Raw genomic sequence first — 23,402 nt, forward strand, 5'->3', positions numbered from 1 at the left:
TCCCGTCCACTCCGCCAATTACATCTAAGCCTCGTCATATGACGAGGCTTTTTTGTATCTGAAATTTGGTGAAATACAAGTCATAGAGCGATCATTATCGATCATCTATAGTCTCGACGACATTTTGTCTGCGTGAACTTCGCTGTTCAATTGAGCCAACAATATTTCCTCTATTATTGGACATTCACTCCCATCATTGACGAATTTAGTGGCTGATCACACTAAAACTGCCTGTCTGGTGCGCCGAAAGCATACGGGGTTATTCTCATTACTATCAGCTCCCACTTTGCCTCGTACAACGGATCCTCAACATATAAAAATACTAACCTTGCAGACCAATAATATCTATAGATTGCACTATTATCATTCACTTAGGGGATTGTAAGTCACAACAGAATCTGTGTTTTTGTCTCTATTCGCTCAAATCTGCTCTAGAGTATTTGTGTGATCTCATTTAATTATTTTGAGCAATTTCTGTTGAATTGTTGTAATTCATTCATCTACTTATGATCTAATTTTCTATAATTCGGTCTATTTTCTTGCCATTCACATATTGGTCACCTAAGTTAGTGCCAATTGGATGTGATAAGGAATAATGATGAAGTTAGAAATGATTTGCACAGGCGAAGAAGTGTTATCAGGCCAGATAGTAGATACCAATGCTGCTTGGGTTGCTAATACCATGATGGAAATGGGTATTGAAATGCAGCACAGAGTGACAGTTGGCGATCGTTTAGCTGATCTTGTTGCCGTATTCCAAGAGCGTAGCAAGCATGCTGATGTGATCATTGTTAATGGTGGTTTGGGGCCTACCAGCGACGATATGTCAGCATTAGCGATGGCTAAGGCTAAGGGCGAAGATCTTGTCGAGAATGTGCAATGGCGTGAACATTTAGAAGACTGGTTTACCCGTAATAATCGAGTGATGGCCAAAAGCAATTTAAAGCAAGCTTGGTTACCGGCCTCGGCGATTATGGTCGATAACCCCGTTGGCACTGCTTGCGGCTTTAGGGTTAAATTGAATAATGCGTGGTTATTCTTTACCCCAGGTGTGCCATTTGAGCTAAAACACATGATTACTGAGCAGTTTATTCCCTTTATCACCAAAGAGTATGGGGTCGCTGAAAAATCGGCTCTAGAAAAGTTACTTACGATTGGTCATGGTGAGTCATCATTGGCAGACACTTTATCGGAACTTACATTACCCGCGGGTATCGAGTTAGGGTATCGTTCTTCAATGCCGCACATTGAAATTAAGATATTTGCCCGTGGTGAGAAGGCTATGCGCTATTTGGATGATGTCACTAAACAGGTAAAAACTCTGTTAGGAAGTGCCGTTGTTGCGGAGAATCGTCCTACATTAGCAGCCGAAATTCATCATCGTTTATTTCAGTCAGGCTTGAGCTTAAGTGTGGCAGAGTCTTGTACTGGCGGAATGATCACCAGTCAGTTGATTGACTTTGCTGGCAGCTCTTCTTATTTACACCATGGATTAGTAACTTACAGTAATGAGTCTAAAGTGAAGGTATTGGGTGTTAATCCACAGATACTAGACGATCATGGTGCGGTTTCCATTCCTACTGTTGAAGCTATGGCGCAAGGTGTAAGAGGTATTTTAGACAGTGACTTTGCTTTAGCCACTAGCGGTATTGCTGGTCCTGAGGGTGGTTCTGATGACAAACCCGTAGGGACTGTTGCAATAGCGCTTGCGACAAAGCATAGCGTGTATAGCCAAATGGTGAAATTACCAAAGCGTTCTCGTCAGCTTGTTCGCAGTATGAGTACCGCGATTGCTTACGATATGCTTCGCCGCGCGTTACTCGAAGAAGCTGTAATAGTCGATTATCCTGCTATAACTCGTTTCGCCAAATAGTCGCATAACAAGTTTGCTTACCCGTAAACAAAGGGTAGGCAAGCTTGATTTAATGACTAGGGTTCAACTTCGTTCAACGGTTGGCTGTTTTTAGCTTTTTGATAAAAGTAAGCGACTGTCAGTAAAATAACCCCAATCAGAATAAAGGCGACGATTTTTTGAATGAGTTCAAAGGACGCCATATCGACAAATATCACCTTTATACAAGCCAAAGCGAATAGCAGTGCAGCGAGCCTGACTAGGCTTGCTTGCTTAGGTCGTAAGCTTATAAACATCACCACACAGGCATGCACAACCAGCAGCACAGCACTCATTGGCGCAGCAATACTCAGGTTGAATTGATAACTCCATAATAGGTAACTTATCACCAATAAAGCATGCCAAGCCCACTTAAGCGCGATATAAGAGATAATTTTTCTGTGTGCCCTAATGCCTAATCTGGCTGTTAGTAAATATCGACCTAATAAAACGAGCACTCCAAACTCTGCTAAATTAGTCAGCAAACTATCAATGTTTAACGTTAACTGTGCTTCACTGTGAAACACGATAGGTAAAATGGCACAGATAAAGATTGCAGAGTACGCCAAGCTATAACTCGGCGCTAAGGCTTGCTTTAAACGTTGACCGACACGATTGCTTCTTTCGGTAATAATGCAGAAATAACCACACACTATTAATGCGGTAATTGCCCATGAAGGATGCAGTAAGTTAGTTAACGTTTGGCTTAATACTGCCATCACCAAGGCGATGTAATACGGTCCAAGGTGCCATTGTAGGGTGGTAATTTGCTGCCATTTTGTGGGGAATTGCAAATAGCGTAAAGTAATAAATCCAACAAAGAGTAAACCTAAAACTAATGCAACAAGCCCTTGCCATTGCTCTGCCAGACACATAGCGGCGGTGATTATGGTTGCCATTACTGTGAGTATTTGCGCTTCATAACGAAGACTTTTGTGGTTAACAAAATACGCTAAACCAACACTCACAATACAACTGAACCACAAATAAATAGCAATGTAATCAGGGTAGCTACGAACTATTTTGGGTAATAACAGTAACGGTAAGGCTAAGTAACAAGCTAACTGAACATAGTAAGCAAAGCGGATTAACTTGGCAGCAGCATAGTATTTTTGGTACCAATAATAGGCCAGTAATAATCCCACAAACAGTTCGATACGGGCTAACTTGGCATTCAGGGCTTGGTCTGAAAAGCTAAGACTATTGGCGTCCAGCATGGCAAAAATGATTACACCTAATAAAGGCAGTTGCCATAGCCAGGCTAATACTTCACTAAAACGTAAGGTGTGCTTAGCGCTCATGTATAAAAGTAATAAACCAATAAGTGGCAATGTATTGAGCCAATATTCATCAGTGATAAAAAAGCTGATGAGTAGTATCGTGACCGAATAAAGTACCCCAAGTAACTCATGAATAAATCGCACCGCAAGGTGTTCGAATTTCACTAAGTCAGCTTTATGTCGAGATAGTAGTTTTTGCGCTAAATAGGTCATCGCGCAGGTCAGGATCATCAATAGAGTCAGTAGACCCTGATAACCCAATATGCCTTCATCATTGTAATGAGATTGAGCTAGCACATCGAAAACATGAATAAAGCTGCTGATTATACCTACCATTAGTAATACATAAGCTTCTGCTCGAATGGGGCTAAACAGATGTTTGCAGCCAATCCACAATAACAATAAACCTTCTAGCAGCAATACTAAACCTATCAGTTCAGCGCTGAGTAAAAATAGAGCCGCAAAGCCTGCAAAACTCCCCGCAAAGGCCAAAGAAAGAGCGCCAATATCCTTGTCGCGTTTAATCACCCAATACAATAGTGCACAAAGGAAAGCATTAAGTGCAAATAGCTCACCAGCAAATACACTCCACTCCGTTAGGGTGTAGAGAGTAAAAACCATGAGTGCGATTGGAACCGCTAGCAGCCTTGGTGTTAACGTCGATTTTATGATAAATAACAAACTGCCAATGCTATAGAGGTAAAATAAGCCATTGATCATCAGCAATGCTAAGCCGGTTTGCCAATCGATTATTGAAAACGGTAATGGAATAAATAAACTGAGTATTTGGATACAGGCAATATGAAGCAGTGCGGTTACTTCAATTAACATCGGCCAGGCTAACTTATGGCTTTGTACCATAGAGCAGATACCGATAAGCATTAAGTAGGGTAAATATAATAACGGTGTTTGGCCGCCATCAAGTAACATCAGCGGCGCCAGCGAACCGCCAAGCAAGGCGACAATTGCGACCACTTTGGTGTCGAGTTTTAATGATAAGCCATAACCCAATATCGTATTAAGCAATAACAAGCTAAAGCAGGCTATATCACTAATAAGATTAAAATATGGCCCAAGAAAATACAGACACATATAGTTGAGAATAAGTCCTAGGCCAACAAGCCCAGAGCCAAAGTCCTGCATGCCAGGACGTTTCTGACGAATGAATACGCCGCCAGCGATAATGCTATTGGCGACACCTAGGCCCAGTAAGGCCTTACCTAACTCAGAAAACCAATTATTAATTGAAAACTGCAGTAAATAGCCAAAGCCTAATGTAAGCGTGATAATGCCGGCAACGGTCATTAAAAAGACTGGGCCTAATCCTTTAGTTTGGTAATGTTGGTAGAATTCTTTTGCTTGTTCGGTTAACCCAGATAAGGGTGAAAACGCCGAAGTACTCAACTCGCCGATGGCTTCAGCTAATTGAGCGACCATTGCACTTAAGGCGCTTTGTCTGGCTGGTGACTTTGTTACTACCGAAGTTTGTTGTGCTGATATGGATGATGTTGACGCTGAATGACTTGTGTCTAACGATTGGCGCTCCCAAGCAGCAGACGAGTATTGAGGTGTATCGGCAACGATACTGCCGCTCGAATCGTTTGGTCGACTCTTAGGCACAGGTGCATGTATGTTTTCATCAGACAACGCTATTGGTTGTTCATTATTATTTTGCGCCTGCACTTGCAGGGCTAATGCATCAAGTTGTTGGCTAAACTGATCGAGTTGTCGAGTTAAGTCAGCTTGTTGAGCGCCTTGCTGTGAAGACAGCTCCGCCAGCTGTGCTTTTAGTTTTGCTACGTCATCCATTAACGGCATCATTTATCCCATGATTATTATGCACTCCAATATTGCCAAGTTATTGTACGTGGTTCTGATTGATTAGGAAATGCACCGTTTTCTGAGACTTGAGAAGTTCAGCCTTTCTAGACTATGTGCATGTAGGTAAGTTTGAAGCAATAAAAAAGCACCCTAAGGTGCTTTCTATTACTGTGATAATAACATTAAAATTTCACTACAAGTTTACCTTGTTGCACCGCAATTTCTTTAGTCATTTTCGCCATTAATGCTTGATTACTGTCGCGAGTGTCTAAGGTATACACTGGCTGGTTTTCAAGGTAATTACGTAAAAAACCCATTAATTGTGGGGTAACTTGGCTGATGTAACGCTCAATATCAGCGGGTTCTGACTCAACCCTCACTAAGTCTAACTGACGCAGATAAACGCTTTTGGTATTAGTGTCATACCAAGGCACCGCTTCAAATGTAGTCTTCAGCTTGGCATGAATGGGTAGTAACGGATTATTTACAGTAATAATCGTTGCTGCCGTGACTGCCATGGTATCGGGTTTAGCGCCTAATACCACTTGCATGTCATTGAGCTTCACTGAGACACCAATTAACTTGTTGCCTTGCTTGACTTCAAAGTGCATGTCTTTATTAAGGTATTGCTCTATTTCCGACTCGGTGATGCTGTACTGACTGGCACAGCCAGTCAGTAACAATAACAGTCCAAGCCCAAAGGTTTTGATCAAGGGTATCATCCAGTGTTTCTCATTCCTGCTGCTACGCCGGCAATGGTCAGCATTAATGCTAGCTGAACATGCTCCGACGGCTCAACTTCTCTACGTGTACGGGCTAATAGCTCGGTTTGTAAAAAGTTAAGAGGGTCTATGTAAGGGTTGCGCAGTTTAACAGATTCACGACTCCAAGGTGTATGTGACATTAACTCTGTTGCTTGGGTTAATGACAATACCGCGTCAATGCCCAGTTGCAGACGTTGACGTAGTTTGACACCTAAATGATGTAGTTCTGGCTTAACTAAACACAGCTCATAGTATTTCGCCAAGTTAGGCTCTGCTTTGGTGTACACCATTTCTAGCATCGAAATACGGGTTTCAAAGAATGGCCATTGTTGTTCCATCTCGCGTAATAGTTCAAGCTCGCCGCGATCTGCCGCATCTTGTAATGCTTCGCCAGCGCCAAGCCAAGCCGGTAACATTAAGCGATTCTGTGACCACGCGAAAATCCATGGAATGGCGCGTAAGCTTTCAATACCACCGTCGACTTTTCGTTTAGCTGGGCGACTGCCTAATGGCAGTTTTCCTAATTCAACTTCTGGTGTGGCGGCTCTAAAATACGCAACAAAGTCAGGTTCCTCACGAACAATACCGCGATAATGCAACACCGACTCTTCAGCAATGCGTTGCATGCAATCTCGCCACGCTTTTTTAGGCTCAGGAGGCGGTAATAATGTCGCTTCCATCACCGCTGAGGTATATAGGGCTAAGCTTTGGACTGCCAATTTAGGTAAACCAAACTTAAAACGGATCATTTCGCCTTGTTCTGTCACGCGGATACGGCCATCAACCGAGCCTGGTGGCTGCGATAAAATCGCTTTATGAGCCGGTCCGCCGCCACGACCGATTGAACCGCCACGACCATGGAACAACATTAATTTAACGTCGGCTTTTTTACACACCGCAACTAATTGTTCTTGTGCACGGTATTGTGCCCAAGCCGCTGCCATTACGCCGGCATCTTTAGCGGAGTCAGAATAACCAATCATGACTTCTTGCATACCTTTGGTATAACCTCGATACCAATCAATGTTCAGTAGCGAAGTCATGCAATCAGCTGCACTCTCTAAATCGGCTAAGGTTTCAAATAACGGCACTACATGCATCGGGTTAGTGCAACCGGCTTCTTTTAGTAGTAATAATACGGCCAATACATCAGACGGTTTGCTGGCCATTGATATCACGTATGACCCTAATGCATTTACTGGCTGTTGTGCGACTAAAGCACAGGTTCTGATGACTTCTGCGACGTCATCGCTAGGTTGCCAGTTTACTGGAATGAGCGGACGTTTACTGGTTAATTCGCGCAGTAAAAAGGCTTGTTTTTCATTTTCGTCCCAATGATTGTAGTCGCCCATGCCCAAATAACGGGTAAGTTCAGCTATTACGTCACTGTGGCGTGATGCATCTTGACGAATATCTAGGCGTAGCATGTGAATACCAAAACACGCTAAACGGCGCAGGATGTCGAGTAATAGTCCATTGGCGATCAACTTCATACCGCAATCGGATAAGCTTTTGTAAAGTAGCTCTAGTGGTTGCAGTAAATCAGTTTTGTGCCAAATCAGCTCGCTGGTATCTATGTCTGGTTTTTTGCCTTCAAGTCGGGCATTAAGGTAATCGATGGTGTTACGTAATTGACCACGCAATTGGCGTAATACATCGCGGTACGGTTCTTTGCTGTTGTCGGTTAACGCTGATAATTCAGCATTAGCTTGATCCATCGAAAGTTCGCCAAGCAAGGTTACAATATCTTTTAAGTACAGTCTTGCTGCAGCATGGCGATTACGGTCGAGTACCTCTTGGGTAACGATTGAAGTCACAAATGGGTTGCCATCACGATCGCCGCCCATCCAACTTGAAAATCTGACTGGACATACATCGATAGGCAGCTGTTGTCCGGTTTTTTGTTCAACTTGATCATTGAGTTGACGCAAAAAATCAGGGATAGCCTGCCACAATGAGGTTTCGATAGTGCTTAACCCCCAGCGAGCTTCATCAACGGGTGTAGGGCGTTCGCTGCGGATTTCGTTGGTATGCCAAATTTGGGCAATAAGTTGACGAAGACGCAGGGTGCTTTGTCTGCGTTCGCGCTCCGTTAGCTGTTTGTTCTCTTGCTCGGTTAAGCAATCAACTACCCCAGCGTACTTTTGAATTAACGTACGACGTGAAATTTCTGTTGGATGCGCGGTTAATACTAAATCGATGTCTAAATCTTTTAAGCACTCAATGACATCTTTTTTGTCTAAATCGGTATCCAGCATGTGTCCGAGTAACTGCTCTACTGGATCGGGCACGCACACGAGCTCGTCGCAATTGCGGCTAATGGTATGAAATTGTTCTGCGATATTGGCTAAATTTAAAAATTGGTTGAAGGCTTTAGCGAAAGGCACCAGTTCTTCGTCAGGTAAAGCCGTTAATAATGCGAGCATTTGCTCGCGAGAGGCTTCGTCACCCTGGCGAGATTTCTTGGCTAAAATACGAATTTGTTCTACTTTTTCTAAAAATGCACCACCTAAATGGTTTTGCATCGTTTCACCTAATATCTGACCTAAATTTCCTACATTTGATCGAAGTGACGCATACATATCTGCCGTTTGCTCTGTCATACTAACTCCCCAAAAAAAGAACTACTTTGTCAATACTCAACCATTACAATACCCAGCGTATCAATATCGGTCAATACACGGGTGGTGTGTTTAGTAATTTTATTTCGTAAAAATATTACATTTATATGATTAAAAAAACCTAACCGAGACGATTACTTCATACATGCGTGATAAATCATTTTCTTAATTAACTCGACCGTGGGCGTTAGGTATTCTAAGCCAATAAATTCGTCTGGCTGATGAGCTTGGTTAATACTCCCTGGGCCCAATACTAAGGTTTGGCAGCCCAGTTTATTAATATAGGGGGCCTCGGTTGAATAGTTCACCACTTCGGCATCATGTCCAGATAACTCTGCCACCAATTTGGTCCACGGATTATCTGCTTTTCCAGCAAACGATTCTGCACCTGGGTACAAAGTACTGACACTAATGCTACCAGGATACTCCTTACTGATATCGGATAAGTAGTTCAATACCATTAATTCGAGTTCAGCTAACTCCATGCCAGGTAATGGGCGAATATCTAAGTGTAAATCGCAGCAGCCACAAATACGGTTGGCAGCATCACCACCATGAATATGGCCAAAGTTCATTGTTGGGTAAGGCACTGTAAATGCATCTTCGCGATAATTTTCACTTAGGTGCTGTTTTAGTGTCATTAGCTGACTAATAACTTTATGCATAACTTCAATGGCATTGAGGCCGCGCGCTGGATCTGATGAATGGCCACTGCGACCAATCACACGGATCCCTTGAGCTAAGTGACCTTTATGCATATAGACAGGTTTTAAGCTGGTGGGTTCACCAATAACCGCATAATCAGGGGCCACTGCTTTGGAATCGGCGAACGCTTTGGCACCGCTCATGGTGGTCTCTTCATCCGCGCTGGCAAAAATAGTCAACGGGCGTTTAAATTGGTCCAGTGGCATGTCTTTTAATGCTTCAAGCACTAGTGCAAAAAAGCCTTTCATGTCACAGGTGCCTAAACCATACCAGCGATTATCTTTTTCAACCATCTCAAATGGGCTCTGGCTCCAGAGGCCTTCGTCAAATGGTACGGTATCGGTATGGCCTGCTAATAATAACCCGCCGCTGCCAGAACCTATTCTAGCAATAAGATTTTGCTTGTTACGTGAATCTTCTACTGTAGGCGTTTCACATTCAAAACCAAGCTCGCTAAACCAGTTTTGCAACAAGTTGATAACTGCATGGTTACTCATATCGTCTTCAGCTTCGATTGCACTGACTGATGGCGCTGCAATCAGCTGTGTAAAACAACTTTTTAGATTTGGGAGTGTGCTCATGGGTTATCCTAAAAATAATATTTAAAATACTTATTCACATATATTGCATAATTAATATTGTGTGGTAGTCTAGCAAACAGCATTAACCGACACCATAAATAGAACGATAAAAATGAAAATAAATATGTGCTTTCTCGCTGCTAAATCCACTATATCAATAATCAACGCGAACGTCCTGCGACGATAGTCCGAAATTAGACGGATCCCGTCTACATAGTCTATGCTGACACTTTCTATCACTATCAAAAAGAAAACAAACTTATGAAAAGCATCGCAATTATTGGCGCCAGTGGTTACACAGGTGCACAAATCACCTCGTTGATTAACGCAGACTGCAATCTCAGCGTTCAAGGGTTGTATGTGTCGGAAAATAGTGTAGATAAAGGTCGTAAATTAGCCGACTTATACCCTACATATAGCCACATGGCTTACACGCTTTCGCCGCTATCCGATGAGGCTAAAAAGCGAATCGTTGCCGAAGCCGATGCCGTGGTATTAGCGACTGAGCATTCAGTGAGCCTAGAGCTTGCCGCATGGTTTTACCACCAAGGTCTTGCAGTGTTCGACTTAAGCGGTGCATATCGTTTTGCTGATGTGGCACAGTATCCTAAATGGTACGGCTTTGAGCATACTCATCCTGACGTATTAGCTCAGGCGGTATATGGTCTAGCAGAGTGGCATAGCGAGCAGATTAAACAAACCAGAATGATTGCTGTGCCAGGTTGTTACCCCACAGCGTCGCTCACTGCATTAAAACCATTAAAGTCATTATTAACCTCGATGTATCCGGTGATTAATGCCGTTAGTGGTGTCACTGGTGCGGGTCGTAAAGCGCAACTGCACACTAATTTTTGCGAAGTCAGCTTAACGCCATACGGTGTGTTAGGCCACAGACACCAGCCTGAAATTGCCATACATTTAGGCCAAGAAGTGATCTTTACGCCGCATTTAGGTAACTTTAAGCGTGGTATTTTAGCGACGATAACCGTACAACTAAAACCAGGTACCACCGAAGCCGATGTGATCAAAGCGTATAGCGTGTATGACAACGCACCCATCGTGACGGTAAAGCATAATCAATTTCCTAAAGTGGATGATGTCGTCAATACACCAAATTGTCATTTAGGTTGGAAATATGATGCCAATAGCGGTTATTTAGTGGTCGCCAGTGCGATTGATAATTTAATGAAAGGTGCTGCGAGCCAAGGGCTACAGTGCATTAAAATCCATTTCGGTGTGTAATCGGATCGCATTAGTAAAGGAATAAGAATCATGGCGACAAAATCTGTATTAGTATTAAAAGTGGGTGGTGCATTACTCCAGTGCGAAATGGGTATTGCGCGTTTAATGACAGCCGCAGCAGAAATGCTTGCTGCAGGTCAGCAAGTCATATTAGTCCATGGCGGTGGTTGCCTAGTTGACGAACAGTTAGCCGCTAATGGTAAAGAAACCATTAAGCTCGATGGTTTACGTGTCACGCCAGAAGACCAAATTCCTATTGTGGTTGGTGCATTAGCGGGCACATCGAACAAAATTCTACAAGCCGCGGCTGCTAAAGCGGGTATTGTGAGTGTGGGCATGAGCCTAGGCGATGGCAACACGGTAAGTGCCAAAATTAAAGATGAGCGTTTAGGCCTCGTTGGTGAAGTTGAGCCAAAAGACGCCACCTATTTAAACTTTATTTTAGGCCAAGGTTGGATGCCAATTTGTAGCTCCATTGCCATTTCTAGCCAAGGTAAAATGTTAAACGTTAATGCTGACCAAGCGGCAACTGCGTTAGCTAAATTGGTTAATGGCACCTTAGTTTTATTGTCAGATGTGTCGGGCGTATTAGACGGTAAAGGCCAGTTAATTAACTGCTTAAATAAAAGTGAAATTGAATACTTAGTCGCCCAAGGGGTGATTGAAAAAGGCATGAAAGTTAAAGTGGAAGCCGCATTAGAAGTCGCGCAATGGATGGGGAAACCCGTGCAGATTGCTTCGTGGCGTGATGCTGAACAGTTAAAAACCTTAGTCAAAGGTGGGTCCGTCGGGACTCAAATACAACCTTAATGGAGTAGTAGTCTATGCAGCACCTATTGTCGATAAAAGAGTTAACTCAATCTCAGCTTTTAGCCATCATTGAACTGGCTAAAAAAATTAAGAACACCCCTGCTGAGTACCGTCGCGCCTTAGATGGTAAAAGCGTTGTGATGCTATTTGAAAAACCATCATTGCGTACCCGAGTCAGTTTTGATATTGGCATTAATAAATTAGGTGGTCATTGCTTATACTTAGATCAACAAAATGGTGCCTTGGGCCAACGCGAATCGGTTGCTGACTTTGCCACTAACATTTCATGTTGGGCCGATGCTATTGTGGCTAGAACCTACTCGCATACCACGATTGAGCAATTAGCTGAACATGGCAGCGTACCTGTTATTAATGCCTTGTCAGACTTGTACCATCCGTGCCAAGCACTTGCTGACTTTTTAACGTTAGCCGAGCAGTTTGATGATGTGAGCCAAGCTAAACTGGCTTATGTGGGCGATGGTAACAATGTGACACACTCACTCATTTACGGTGCGGCTATTTTGGGCCTAACGATGACAGTGATTTGCCCTGAGGGCGCGTTCCCTGACGCATCAATCGTCAGCGAAGCACAAGCTTTAGCACAAAAAAATGGTGGCAAATTGACCTTAAGTGCTGACATTAATGCCATAGAAGGCCACGATGCTATTTATACGGATACGTGGATTTCAATGGGTGATGAAACACCGCTGGCGGATATAAAAGCCCGTTTTGCACCGTATCAAGTCAACCGTGCGTTAATGGCTAAAGCTGGGGCTAAATTCTTTATGCACTGCTTGCCTGCGCATCGCGGCGTGGAAGTGACCGACGAGGTGATGGACGGTGAAGGTTCATTGGTTTTACATCAAGCAGAAAACCGTATGCATGCGCAAAATGCAGTATTAGTCACCTTATTAAGTTAGTCTCATTATATAAGTCAATAGTGCCGTTGGCGTTATTAAATTAACTATATACGTAATCGATTTTAGGAAATAAACATGTCTAATGCAGTGAAAAAAACCGGCGTTAAAAAAGTGGTATTGGCGTATTCTGGTGGGTTAGACACCTCAGCCATTATCCCGTGGCTAAAAGAAACCTATGATAACTGCGAAATCGTCGCATTCTGTGCCGACGTAGGCCAAGGTGAAGAAGAGTTAGTGGGCTTAACTGAAAAGGCGTTAGCCTCAGGTGCCAGCGAATGTTATATCGTTGACTTAAAAGAAGAGTTGGTGGCAGATTACATTTACCCCACTATCGCAACGGGTGCTATTTACGAAGGTACCTATTTACTCGGCACTTCAATGGCGCGTCCAATCATTGCCAAAGCGCAAGTTGAAGTGGCCCGTAAAGTTGGCGCTGACGCGGTATGCCATGGCTGTACCGGCAAAGGCAATGACCAGGTACGCTTTGAAGGTTGTTTTGCGGCATTAGCACCAGACTTAAAAGTGATTGCGCCTTGGCGTGAGTGGGAAATGCGTAGCCGCGAAGACTTACTGGATTACCTCGCAGAGCGTAATATTAAAACCGCAGCTTCAGCGACTAAAATTTATAGCCGTGATGCAAACGCATGGCATATTTCCCACGAAGGTGGCGAGTTAGAAGATCCGTGGAACGAGCCATCAAAAGGCGTATGGACGTTAACCGTTGCCCCAGAAGATGCGCCAAACGAGCCAGAATATGTGTCGTTAGGCGTTAAACATGGCCGTATTACTCATGTAAACGATGAAGCTTTATCGCCATATGCTGCATTAATGACGTTAAACGACATCGCAGGTAAACACGGTGTAGGTCGTATCGACATTACCGAAAACCGTCTTGTAGGGATGAAATCACGTGGCTGTTACGAAACCCCAGGTGGAACGGTAATGTTTGCCGGTCTTCGTGCCATTGAAGAATTAGTCTTGGACAAAACCAGCCGTACGTGGCGCGAGCAAATTGCCGCCCAAATGTCACACCTAGTGTATGACGGTCGTTGGTTTACACCATTATGTAAATCACTTATTGCTGCATCTGAATCATTAGCCGAATCGGTTAACGGTGATGTGGTCATTAAGCTTTACAAAGGCCAAGCAACGGCTGTTAAAAAACGTTCGCCAAACAGCTTGTATTCAGAATCTTTTGCCACCTTTGGTGAAGATGACGTGTACGATCAAAAACACGCTGAAGGCTTTATTCGTTTATATTCGTTACCAAGCCGTATTCGCGCGCTAAACGCTAAATAGACAGTAAGCAAACAATATAAGGCGCTGCAAAGCGCCTTTCTTATAATCACTTTTGCTCATTTTTAAAAAAGTGATTATAACAAAGTTGATATCAACTACACCGACATCATTGAATTGTAATATCGAAAAAGAGGATACCGAAATGGCATTATGGGGCGGAAGATTTCAGGGCGAAACCAGTGCACTTTTCAAATTATTTAATGACTCACTGCCAGTGGATTACCGCTTATTTGAACAAGATGTTGTCGGCTCTATCGCATGGGCAGACGCTATTGCCAGTGTCGGGATTATTACGGCTAAAGAATGTATCGACTTAAAAGCGGCTTTAAATGAACTGCTGGTGGAAGTGGGTAATGATCCACAGGCCATTATCAGCAACGGCGCGGAAGATATTCACAGCTTTGTTGAACAAAAGTTGATTGCCAAAGTCGGTGACTTAGGAAAAAAACTGCATACAGGTCGTTCTCGTAATGACCAAGTCGCGACTGATTTAAAGCTATGGTGTAAAAAAGAAGGTGCAGCTTTGCTGGTACGTTTAGGTACATTGCATGCAGAGTTAGTTGCCCTTGCTGAACGTGAAGTTGATGCGGTTATGCCGGGTTACACCCATTTACAGCGTGCACAGCCGATCACCTTTGGTCATTGGGCGTTAGCCTATGTGGAAATGTATGAGCGTGATATTAGCCGCCTGCAAGATGCGCTTAATCGTGCCGATACCTGCCCATTAGGTTCAGGTGCGTTAGCGGGTACCGCCTATCCGATTGATCGTCATGCGCTCGCATCAGCGTTAAACTTTGCTCGCCCAACCTTAAACAGCTTAGACAGTGTGTCAGATCGCGACCATGTGGTTGAATTATGCAGCGCAGCATCAATCAGCATGATGCATTTAAGCCGCATGGCCGAAGACTTAATTTTCTTCAACTCTGGCGAAGCTAATTTTATCTCATTGGCTGACGAAGTGACCTCTGGCTCGTCATTGATGCCACAAAAGAAAAATCCCGATGCATTAGAGCTTATTCGTGGTAAAACAGGCCGTGTTTATGGCAGTTTAATGGGCATTTTGACCACCATGAAAGCCCTGCCATTGGCGTATAACAAAGATATGCAAGAAGACAAAGAAGGCTTGTTTGATGTGGTCGACAGCTGGGCTATTTGTTTAGATATGGCGGCTTTAGTGTTGTCCGGCTTAAAAGTGAACCGTCCACAAGCGCTGGTGGCCGCACAACAAGGCTATGCTAATGCAACAGAACTAGCTGATTACCTTGTGGCTAAAGGTATGCCGTTCCGTGAAGCACATCACGTGGTGGGTGAAGTGGTGGTATTTGCTATTGCTCAGCAAAAGCCGATTGAAGATCTCACCGTGGCTGAGTTACAGCCGTTTGCCAAGGTGATCAGCGATGACGTGTATCCTAACTTGACTATTGAAGCCTGTTTAGAAAAACGTGACGTATTAGGTGGCACTGCTATTAACCAAGTTCAAGCAGCGATAGCGGCTAAAAAAGCTTAATCTTTGCATCGTTCGACGCTGGACGACTGCCTATAAAAGCCCTGTGGACATAAGTCGGCAGGGCTTTTTTGTGTTAATCACTCATGGCCGAGGGTTACGCTAGCGAGTGAACCTTGTCCTCTTATTCAATGCTGCTGTCGGTTGATGATAGTTACTTGCTCAATCCTAATGCCTATATTTCCAGTCTGTGTTATTACACTATGGCGCCCGCGCCAGCATTATGCGGCCTAAATATCGCTTTAGTTTTTCAGATCCTATTCATTACGTTTGAAGTGAAAGGGTGACGGGTTAATGGCGTTAGTGCAACGTTACACCGTGAGCTTGCAGGGGGAAGGTCAGTGTTGATGGATCTTAAAGTGTATAAAGGTGCATTAGCCCAACGCAAAGGCCCTATGTGCTAGGCACATTGTATTAGAGCGCCGTCCTGCATTACTTAGCCAATGAACTCATTATGTCACAGTGAAGAGCCTACGGCGTTAGGTGACTTTACGGTTGAGTCCTTGTCTGATGAACCATGGCAACCGGATGAGTAAGATATGTCGCGACTTGAGTTTTTGCAACAATGGTAGGTGATTAATACCGACTTGATTTGTCCTGATGTTTACATAAATAGCCCGTTATTGTGTTGACGCATAATAGAGGGTTTTTTATGGATATTTTTAACATCAACAGGTTCTTTTTTTAATCGGTTCTATACTGATTGAAATGACTTATATTTAATCAAGGTAACAGGGAGACGTTATGTTTTTAGATTATTTTGCGCTAGGGATTATATTTTTTGTAGTGATATTTATTTTTTACGGCATTATTGCGATTCATGATATTCCCTACGAGATTGCGAAAAAACGTAATCATCCACAACAAGATGCACTGCATATTGCCGGTTGGGTAAGCTTATTTACTTTGCATGCCATTTGGCCATTTTTATGGATTTGGGCCACGTTATATCGTGAAGATAGAGGCTGGGGGTTTAGTGATTCGAGAAAGCGAGAATTGATACTTGAGGGTGAAGTTAAAGAGCTAATGAATCATGTCACAGTACTAACAGATCGTTTGTCGCTATTAGAGCAACGTTCTGTCGTCTCGACTCCTCCCGTTTCAGATGAACATTCACAAGAGGCATAAGCATGGACTTACTACTCATACTGACTTATACCGCATTTTGCATCGCAGTTTTTAAAGTATTTAAAATTCCGTTAACTAAATGGACCGTGCCGACGGCCATTCTCGGCGGAATTGTGTTAATTGGTACTTTATTAATTTTAATGAATTACAACCACCCCTATTCGAAATTTGCTCGCGAGTATTTCGTCACTATTCCGATTGTGCCCGCAGTTAAAGGATTGGTTATCGAAGTCAATGTTAAGCCGAACACGCCAGTGAAAGAAGGTGAGGTGTTATTTAAAATTGACCCTACACCTTACCTTGCAATGGTTAAGCAAAAACAAGCAGCGCTAAAAGAAGCTGAGCTGCAAGTGCCGCAGCTTGAAGCCGCATTTCAGGTTGCAACTGCCAGAGTTGAACAAGCCACTGCAGATAAAGATCGTAGCGGATCCGCTTATCGTCGTTATGACGACGGTCGTAAAAAAGCCGGGCGTAATTCACCCTTTACTGAGCTTGAACTCGACAACCGCCGCCAGTTATACATTGCCTCATTAGCGCAACTTGATGGCGCCTTAGCAGAGGAACTGCGGACTCGTTTGGCCTATGAGTCAAATATTGACGGGGTTAATACCAAAGTGGCGGGCCTTCAAGCTGAACTCGCCAAGGCCGAGTATGACTTACAACAAACAGTCGTTAGGGCGCCGGCAAATGGTGTTGTGACGCAGTTGGCGCTGCGAAAAGGTGTTATGGCAGTGCCTTTACCATTACGTCCTGCATTAACCTTTATTCCGGATGAAACCCGATATTTTGCCGGTGCTTTTTGGCAAAACTCACTGTTACGCCTTAAAGAAGGTGATGAGGCTGAGGTGATAATTGATGCCATGCCAGGGCAAGTGTTTAAAGGCAAAGTTGCCAAAATACTGCCCGCAATGGCAGAAGGTGAGATCCAATTTAGTGGTAATTTACAGTCATCAAATAAGTTGTTTCACCGCGGCCGAGTCGTGGTGTTGATTGAGCTAGAAGATAACGCAATAAGGCAATCATTGCCTGCGGGGGTTGCGGGACAAGTGGCTATTTATACCGATCATTTTAGCCATGTTGCGGTCATGCGAAAGGTATTGTTAAGAATGCAGGGCTGGCTCAATTATTTATTTGCCGAAGGCCATTAGCCTTGTTGTATGGAGGCATTTGTGACGGATGACTATGACACATAAATGATCGGGATTATCGAGTCTGTGCTTGTTGTATTTGGTTTCGCCCGCCTCGTTTGGCGCAATACAGCGCTTTATCTGCGCGACTAAAGCGATCTTTCATTGAGCAGTCTCCGTCAGTTAGTGTGCTGTTGCTGATGGAGGCCGTAATCTTAATGCTTTGATTTGTGTTAATGATATGAAAATTGGTATGAAAAAGCCCGATACAAGGTATCGGGCTTTTTGTTAGCGGTGTAGTAAGCTATTACACTTTAGTGAGTGCACTTTTCAACTCGCTAGGCTTCATCGGGATTTTACGTAAACGTACACCGACTGCATTGTAGATTGCATTGGCAATAGCTGGGGCTACAGGGGTTACTGCTGGCTCACCTAATCCAGAAGGTGGCATTTTGCCTGGGATAAACTCAATTTTAACTTCAGGAGTTTGACCTAAGCGCAGCGGGGTATAGGTATTGAAGTTTGAATCTTTATACTGACCATTAAGCAGTTCAGTACCTTCGTATAACGCCATGGATAATCCCCATAATGCTGCACCTTGACACTGCGCTTCTGCGCCATTTGGATCAACAATAATACCGGCATCGATGGCGATATAAAGCTTTTGCACATTGACAATACCGTTGCTTTTGTCGACATGGACCTGTACCGCGCACGATACCCATGTTGGCATATCACGTTCTTGACCAAAGGTTGATGCTATTCCAAGCGCGGTATCTTTGGCTTGAGGTGTGCCCCAACCAATCATCTCGGCGGCTTTTTTCAATACTACGGCTTGGCGCGCAGCGCCGCCTTCGGCAACCGGCGTACTACCGGCATTGCGGCCTTCGGCGATCAGCATGTCTAAACGGAACTGCAATGGATCTTTACCTGCATGATGGGCGGCTTCATCCATAAAGCTTTCAACGGCCCAATTAGTCCAACCGGGTCCGACAGAACGTAACCAACCCGGTCTGAAGGTTGCCATGGCAAGATCGTTTGATACTGCCCGTACTTTTTGGGCGCCAACGCTGTACCAATGGTCTGCGCCTGCAATTGAAAACGGATCATAAGGTTCGCCATTGGTGCCTTTTGGCATAAAGCCAGGGACTAATGCTTGGGTTGGCCAACCTGCAGTGGCGTGATGTTCCATGGCGGTAACGATTTTTTTATCGTCAAAGGCCATTTTTAGCTGCTGTACTGAAGCTGATCGCGCGCTATCAAATAGCATGTCTTGTGGGCGCGTTAGCACCATTTTAACCGGTTTCCCGCCTAATGCCTTAGAGGTTAATGCGGCCGGAATAGTATAATCGCCGTTAAGTCTACGGCCAAAGCCGCCACCTAACATGTAGCTACGAATAACAATGTTAGCTTCATCTTCGCCTAATGCTGTGGCTAGTACGGGTAGCGTAAGTGACTGCCATTGAGTACCTGAATGCACTTCCCATACACCGTCTGGGTTTTTAAATACCAAGGCATTAAGGGGTTCCATTTGTGCATGCAATACCGTGCTGGTGATATATTCTTCGGCAATAGTGCTGCTGGCGCTGGCAAAAACGGGCTCAGTGTTACTATTGCCAGTGTCTAAAATACTGCCTTTGGTTTGATCGCCAAGCAGTGTTTTACCATGGGCAATAATATCTGCTTCAGACACGTTTGCCGTTTCACCCGCATCCCATGTAACCTTAACCAGTTTTGAGGCCTTTTGCGCCGCATTAAAGCTGCTGGCGATTACCATTAACCAACCAGGTACGCTGCCACTGGCATCGTCTAGCACGATTGTTTGCTGATAACCCTTTACTGCTTTTGCGGCTGAGTCATCAAACTTAACCACTTTAGATCCATAACGGGTCGGAGGTAAAATCGGGTTGGCGTATACCATGCCATCGACTTTAGCGTCGATACCAAATATCGTTTTACCGTTGGTTTTATTGGCGATATCAAGAGACGTCACTTGCTGCCCGACCAGTTTTAGGTCTGCATTGGGTTTAAGCGGCAGGGCTTTCAGTTCTTCTTCAGTAAACTCACGCGTTAAGCCCATGGTGACTAACTCACCATAAGACAGCTCGCCTTTACTTGAGATAATTTTCCCATTACTGGCTTTACAGTCTTGTGGCGCAAGGCCCCATTTTTTAGCGGCAGCTTCAATTAACGCAGTACGGCCGGCGGCGCCTGCTTGACGATATACCGGCCAACTTTGCGAAATAGACCAACTACCACCAGTGACCATGTAACCCCAGCGTGGATCACTGTCGACATGGATAATTTCAATATCATCCCATGACGCTTCTAGCTCATCAGCAAGAATACGCGCAATAGCGGTGCCGACATGTTGGCCCATTTCTGAGCGCATAATGTTGACTTTAATTTTGCCTGCGGTGTCGATTGAATACCACAATGAAGGTTCGTAAATATCGCCTTCACTCGGGAGTACTTTACCGTCTGGGCTGGCAGGATCCATTGCCGCCATCAAGTGACGAGGAAAACCAAAACTGACACCGACAGCTGTCATGGCAATTAAAAAACCGCGGCGGCTCATGCCAACCGATCCACGTTTAGGCAGTCTGCTCATCGTTGCTCTCCTTGGTTGCGTTTGCGGCTTCATGAATGGCGCTACGAATACGAACGTAGGTCATACAGCGGCATAAATTTCCGCCCATCACAGCGTCAATGTCTTTGTCTGAAGGCTTTGGAATATCTTTTAATAATGCCGCCGCTTGCATAATTTGGCCCGACTGGCAGTAACCACATTGTGGCACTTGCAGCTTTTGCCAAGAAATTTGCAATGGATGGTCGCCTTGTTCTGAAAGACCTTCAATCGTAGTGATTTCGGCCCCTTCAACTGACGATATTGGGGTAATGCATGACCGTGTTGCTCGGCCGCCAACATGGACTGTGCAGGCACCACAAGTGCCAATGCCGCAACCAAACTTGGTGCCGGTCATGTTGAGTTCATCGCGAATTACCCACAGTAGAGGCGTATCACTCTCTACATCGGCAGTCATCGGCTTGCCGTTTAAAATAAATTTTGCCATTGTCACTTCTCCAGTGAATTAGTGCTCAAATCGGGGTTGATTGCGGATCTCGCCCACTTGTTGTTGTAATTTCGGCCAGGTACTTTCCCCAGCGGTTTGACGCAAATAGGCTGCTATTGCGCTAATATCTTTATCGCTCAGCGCATCTCGGAATCCTGGCATTACCACGCCGCGGATCCCTTGATCGTTACGTACGCCATCGAGTATTACGTTAATCAGGTTAGTTGGAGCATCAAGATGGGTCGCCGAACCGATAGTAATCAATGGACGGCCTTTAACTAATTGGTCGCTATTGTAGTGGCATGCTTGACAAGCAGAAGCATACAAACGCGCGCCTTCATCAATCCGTAGATCCGGTTGTTGATGCTGCGCCGTTATTGCCGCCTGTAAAGTGCTGCTCGTTTGTGACTGGTCAGTTTTGTTCGTGCCGGCAAGATCGGCAAAATAACCGCTAATGGCCTGAAGATCGCTGCTGGGGAGCGCAGATAATCCTTTGTGCATCACCGGCGCCATTGGGCCTGCCGCACTGCCGTGATAAGGCGAGTTACCTGTGGTGAGGTATTCGTAAAAGTCTTGCGAACGCCAAGGGATCGGTGAAGTACTTGTTGAGGTTAATGACGGTGCTATCCAGCCATCAATGGCTGCGCCTTGGTACATTTGTGCATATTTTTCGCCGCCCAGTGCATTACGCGGAGTATGACATGCACCACAGTGAGCAATACCTTGAGCTAAATAAGCGCCACGGTTCCATTTGGCAGATTGCTGGCTGTTAACCTCAAAAGGTTGAGTGTCTGCAAACAGCAGTTTCCAACCGGCTTGAAACCATCGGATATTGAGCGGGAATGGAATACCGTTGTCTTTTTTGACTTGGCTGACGGCTGGGACTGACGTCATGATGTAAGCATAAATAGCACTAATGTCATCGTCGGTCATTTTATTAAAGTGCTCATAAGGGAACGCCGGTAATAAATGATGTCCATCACGACTTACACCAGTGCGCATAGCGCGACTAAAAGCCGCTTCTGACCAGTTACCAATACCTGTTTCGACATCTGGGGTAATGTTACTTGAATAAATGGTGCCAAAATCAGTGTGCATTTCATAGTTACCGGCATAAGCCGTACCACCGGGCGGGGTGTGACAAGTACTGCAATAACCTGCTGCGGCGAGGGTTTTGCCTTGTTCGATAACCTGTGGCGAATAATCTGTTTGAGCGGGTATGACGGGGTCAATTGCAGGATTCCAAGCGTATAAACTGAATAAGCCGAGTCCAACAATAGCTGCGCCACATACGCCGTAAACGATGCGTTTTAGCATATTACATTGCCTTATTTTAAATAAAAAATGGTATTAAGAAGGGAATATCTCATCTCACGTTCCCTGTTCGACGTTGTATTATTATTGTGATTGGTCAAATATTAATCCTAAGCAAGGGAAGACCCTTTGTCCAGCAATGATATTAACTTATCTGTTTATGTCTTAGCATCACATAATACATCAGCAATGTGATGAGTGACACGTGGATTGAGAAATAATGAGCTTTAGTTAATCTGCTGTTAACTAACCGGTTTATAGGTTGACGCTATGTTGCGGTAATCTTAGGGATCTATCAGTAATGTCAGCGGCCAAACTGCATTGACCGGCCGTTGGAGACGCTGACTAAAAAAACTATTTAACCTCAATTAGGGTTAATAGATGGGATAAATAAGCCAAAATGAGCATATTTACCGTTAATACGATTGCTTTAAGGTATGCGGCGACGTTACTCGGCGATTCACTTATCTGTGGCCTGCCGGTTTCATCGTCATAGCGAGCGTTAATGTCGTCGTTATTTTCCTGGGTGGTTATTTTTTACAGCGATTATTTGCACAAGTGATCATTTTTTGCAGTAATAATTATGCCACCAGAGGTCGTTACTGCGTTATCAGATCACTGATTGAGGATTGTTTTTAAGGTTTATTGACAATCTACTTGTATTACCCGAGCACATTCGGGATAATTAATACAAATCATTATCATTTGCATTAATTATCTTGAGACCTTATCAAATGGAACTTGTCAGTGTATCTTCTTTATGGCTTGGTTGTTTGTTTGCCTATTTGGCATCTGATAAACAGCAGCTTATCAGTTTTCCTTTGCCTAAATTACTGTCTTGGAGTTTATGCGGTATAGCGGTGTTGTTCGCTTTGTGGGGATTTAGCCATTCTTACAGTGTATTAGTGGCCAGTTTAGTGGTGCTGATTTGTATGATGACCATGTGGATATTACTGGTGCTGGTGGCGTCGCATTATAAAGGTCGCAGTATTTGGGTGAGCTCGTTAGGCTTTGCGCTATTTGTCAGTATCGTGCTGGTTGGGGTTAAATAATCATGTGGCCTAAGTCATTTTCGGCATTTTTTTGGGGATTATTATTGGCAATCAGTTTAATGCTCATGGTATTTCGGATCTTACCTGTGGATGTCGATGTAAAACTCTTTGTCGGGCTTATGCTGGGTTTTTGTATGTGGGTTATGGTGATGGCATTTTGTTATAGCCGTAATAGCGCAAAGGCCGCCAGCTTGGTGTGTGCAAAATGGCTTGTGGCCAGTAGCCTTATCAATGCATTGTTATTTTTTTCTCAAACCTAAGTCATGAAT

17 protein-coding genes are annotated in these 23,402 nt (G+C 44.3%); 10 read left to right on the forward strand and 7 right to left on the reverse strand.

Going from position 1 to position 23,402, the window contains the following annotated elements; genetic code table 11:
• Positions 1 to 598: 598 nt before the first annotated feature.
• Positions 599 to 1,873 carry a CinA family nicotinamide mononucleotide deamidase-related protein gene (locus tag AAEY93_RS14855; RefSeq protein WP_124013003.1) on the forward strand — a complete coding sequence of 425 codons (1,275 nt, stop codon included), beginning with the start codon at positions 599 to 601 and terminating at the stop codon, positions 1,871 to 1,873.
• Positions 1,874 to 1,929: 56 nt separating this feature from the next.
• On the opposite strand, the gene AAEY93_RS14860 is transcribed toward AAEY93_RS14855, so the two are convergent.
• The 4 genes from AAEY93_RS14860 to argE all read right to left on the reverse strand — a co-directional run bounded on the left by AAEY93_RS14860 (position 1,930) and on the right by argE (position 9,663).
• Entirely contained in the window at positions 1,930 to 4,989 is a 3,060-nt protein-coding gene (locus AAEY93_RS14860) for a DUF2339 domain-containing protein (RefSeq protein ID WP_351077978.1), read from the reverse strand.
• Positions 4,990 to 5,174: 185 nt separating this feature from the next.
• Positions 5,175 to 5,714, reverse strand: coding sequence for a YceB family lipoprotein (locus AAEY93_RS14865; protein WP_124012774.1), 540 nt, complete (start codon positions 5,712 to 5,714; stop codon positions 5,175 to 5,177).
• Entirely contained in the window at positions 5,711 to 8,359 is a 2,649-nt protein-coding gene (gene ppc, locus AAEY93_RS14870; RefSeq protein WP_124012773.1) for a phosphoenolpyruvate carboxylase, read from the reverse strand. The genes AAEY93_RS14865 and ppc overlap by 4 nt, the downstream gene beginning before the upstream one ends.
• A gap of 152 nt (positions 8,360 to 8,511) precedes the next feature.
• Positions 8,512 to 9,663: an acetylornithine deacetylase gene (gene argE, locus AAEY93_RS14875; RefSeq protein WP_124012772.1), complete on the reverse strand. Its 1,152-nt coding sequence runs from the start codon at positions 9,661 to 9,663 to the stop codon at positions 8,512 to 8,514.
• A 261-nt stretch (positions 9,664 to 9,924) separates the two neighbouring features.
• Between argE and argC the strand changes: the two genes are divergently transcribed.
• The 7 genes from argC to AAEY93_RS14910 all read left to right on the forward strand — a co-directional run bounded on the left by argC (position 9,925) and on the right by AAEY93_RS14910 (position 17,714).
• Positions 9,925 to 10,905: an N-acetyl-gamma-glutamyl-phosphate reductase gene (gene argC, locus AAEY93_RS14880; protein ID WP_124012771.1), complete on the forward strand. Its 981-nt coding sequence runs from the start codon at positions 9,925 to 9,927 to the stop codon at positions 10,903 to 10,905.
• 30 nt (positions 10,906 to 10,935) lie between these two features.
• On the forward strand, positions 10,936 to 11,715 hold the full coding sequence (gene argB / locus AAEY93_RS14885) for an acetylglutamate kinase (RefSeq protein WP_124012770.1): 780 nt from the start codon (positions 10,936 to 10,938) through the stop codon (positions 11,713 to 11,715).
• 14 nt (positions 11,716 to 11,729) lie between these two features.
• Positions 11,730 to 12,635, forward strand: a complete 906-nt coding sequence (locus AAEY93_RS14890) for an ornithine carbamoyltransferase (RefSeq protein ID WP_101033231.1) — start codon at positions 11,730 to 11,732, stop codon at positions 12,633 to 12,635.
• A 75-nt stretch (positions 12,636 to 12,710) separates the two neighbouring features.
• Positions 12,711 to 13,934 (forward strand): argininosuccinate synthase, encoded by a 1,224-nt coding sequence (locus AAEY93_RS14895; protein ID WP_101033230.1) that lies wholly within the window; start codon positions 12,711 to 12,713, stop codon positions 13,932 to 13,934.
• A 142-nt stretch (positions 13,935 to 14,076) separates the two neighbouring features.
• Complete coding sequence (gene argH, locus AAEY93_RS14900; protein WP_124012769.1) at positions 14,077 to 15,441, forward strand: argininosuccinate lyase; 1,365 nt, start codon at positions 14,077 to 14,079, stop codon at positions 15,439 to 15,441.
• Positions 15,442 to 16,182: 741 nt separating this feature from the next.
• Entirely contained in the window at positions 16,183 to 16,566 is a 384-nt protein-coding gene (locus tag AAEY93_RS14905; RefSeq protein WP_124012768.1) for a DUF3302 domain-containing protein, read from the forward strand.
• A gap of 2 nt (positions 16,567 to 16,568) precedes the next feature.
• Positions 16,569 to 17,714: an HlyD family secretion protein gene (locus AAEY93_RS14910; protein ID WP_101033227.1), complete on the forward strand. Its 1,146-nt coding sequence runs from the start codon at positions 16,569 to 16,571 to the stop codon at positions 17,712 to 17,714.
• 286 nt (positions 17,715 to 18,000) lie between these two features.
• On the opposite strand, the gene AAEY93_RS14915 is transcribed toward AAEY93_RS14910, so the two are convergent.
• Genes AAEY93_RS14915 through AAEY93_RS14925 form a run of 3 tightly spaced genes read right to left on the reverse strand, consistent with a single transcriptional unit; the run spans position 18,001 to position 22,084 of the window.
• Complete coding sequence (locus AAEY93_RS14915) at positions 18,001 to 20,304, reverse strand: xanthine dehydrogenase family protein molybdopterin-binding subunit (protein ID WP_351077937.1); 2,304 nt, start codon at positions 20,302 to 20,304, stop codon at positions 18,001 to 18,003.
• Entirely contained in the window at positions 20,288 to 20,767 is a 480-nt protein-coding gene (locus AAEY93_RS14920) for a (2Fe-2S)-binding protein (RefSeq protein WP_124012765.1), read from the reverse strand. Before AAEY93_RS14920 ends, AAEY93_RS14915 begins: the two co-directional genes overlap by 17 nt.
• Positions 20,768 to 20,785: 18 nt before the next feature.
• On the reverse strand, positions 20,786 to 22,084 hold the full coding sequence (locus AAEY93_RS14925; protein WP_124012764.1) for a cytochrome c: 1,299 nt from the start codon (positions 22,082 to 22,084) through the stop codon (positions 20,786 to 20,788).
• Between the two features lie 731 nt (positions 22,085 to 22,815).
• On the opposite strand from AAEY93_RS14925, the gene AAEY93_RS14930 reads away from it, so the two are divergent.
• Positions 22,816 to 23,133, forward strand: a complete 318-nt coding sequence (locus AAEY93_RS14930) for a hypothetical protein (protein WP_124012763.1) — start codon at positions 22,816 to 22,818, stop codon at positions 23,131 to 23,133.
• 2 nt (positions 23,134 to 23,135) lie between these two features.
• On the forward strand, positions 23,136 to 23,393 hold the full coding sequence (locus tag AAEY93_RS14935) for a hypothetical protein (protein WP_124012762.1): 258 nt from the start codon (positions 23,136 to 23,138) through the stop codon (positions 23,391 to 23,393).
• Positions 23,394 to 23,402 lie beyond the last annotated feature (9 nt).

It is taken from the genome of Shewanella sp. CAL98-MNA-CIBAN-0140 (assembly GCF_040309905.1).
Lineage (GTDB): Bacteria > Pseudomonadota > Gammaproteobacteria > Enterobacterales > Shewanellaceae > Shewanella > Shewanella psychromarinicola.

What these genes read in the sequence shown, in the direction of transcription:
- AAEY93_RS14855 (WP_124013003.1), top strand. Translation starts at nt 599, where the DNA reads ATGAAGTTAGAAATGATTTGCACAGGCGAAGAAGTGTTATCAGGCCAG.
- AAEY93_RS14860 (WP_351077978.1), bottom strand. Translation starts at nt 4,989, where the DNA reads ATGCCGTTAATGGATGACGTAGCAAAACTAAAAGCACAGCTGGCGGAG.
- AAEY93_RS14865 (WP_124012774.1), bottom strand. Translation starts at nt 5,714, where the DNA reads ATGATACCCTTGATCAAAACCTTTGGGCTTGGACTGTTATTGTTACTG.
- ppc (WP_124012773.1), bottom strand. Translation starts at nt 8,359, where the DNA reads ATGACAGAGCAAACGGCAGATATGTATGCGTCACTTCGATCAAATGTA.
- argE (WP_124012772.1), bottom strand. Translation starts at nt 9,663, where the DNA reads ATGAGCACACTCCCAAATCTAAAAAGTTGTTTTACACAGCTGATTGCA.
- argC (WP_124012771.1), top strand. Translation starts at nt 9,925, where the DNA reads ATGAAAAGCATCGCAATTATTGGCGCCAGTGGTTACACAGGTGCACAA.
- argB (WP_124012770.1), top strand. Translation starts at nt 10,936, where the DNA reads ATGGCGACAAAATCTGTATTAGTATTAAAAGTGGGTGGTGCATTACTC.
- AAEY93_RS14890 (WP_101033231.1), top strand. Translation starts at nt 11,730, where the DNA reads ATGCAGCACCTATTGTCGATAAAAGAGTTAACTCAATCTCAGCTTTTA.
- AAEY93_RS14895 (WP_101033230.1), top strand. Translation starts at nt 12,711, where the DNA reads ATGTCTAATGCAGTGAAAAAAACCGGCGTTAAAAAAGTGGTATTGGCG.
- argH (WP_124012769.1), top strand. Translation starts at nt 14,077, where the DNA reads ATGGCATTATGGGGCGGAAGATTTCAGGGCGAAACCAGTGCACTTTTC.
- AAEY93_RS14905 (WP_124012768.1), top strand. Translation starts at nt 16,183, where the DNA reads ATGTTTTTAGATTATTTTGCGCTAGGGATTATATTTTTTGTAGTGATA.
- AAEY93_RS14910 (WP_101033227.1), top strand. Translation starts at nt 16,569, where the DNA reads ATGGACTTACTACTCATACTGACTTATACCGCATTTTGCATCGCAGTT.
- AAEY93_RS14915 (WP_351077937.1), bottom strand. Translation starts at nt 20,304, where the DNA reads ATGAGCAGACTGCCTAAACGTGGATCGGTTGGCATGAGCCGCCGCGGT.
- AAEY93_RS14920 (WP_124012765.1), bottom strand. Translation starts at nt 20,767, where the DNA reads ATGGCAAAATTTATTTTAAACGGCAAGCCGATGACTGCCGATGTAGAG.
- AAEY93_RS14925 (WP_124012764.1), bottom strand. Translation starts at nt 22,084, where the DNA reads ATGCTAAAACGCATCGTTTACGGCGTATGTGGCGCAGCTATTGTTGGA.
- AAEY93_RS14930 (WP_124012763.1), top strand. Translation starts at nt 22,816, where the DNA reads ATGGAACTTGTCAGTGTATCTTCTTTATGGCTTGGTTGTTTGTTTGCC.
- AAEY93_RS14935 (WP_124012762.1), top strand. Translation starts at nt 23,136, where the DNA reads ATGTGGCCTAAGTCATTTTCGGCATTTTTTTGGGGATTATTATTGGCA.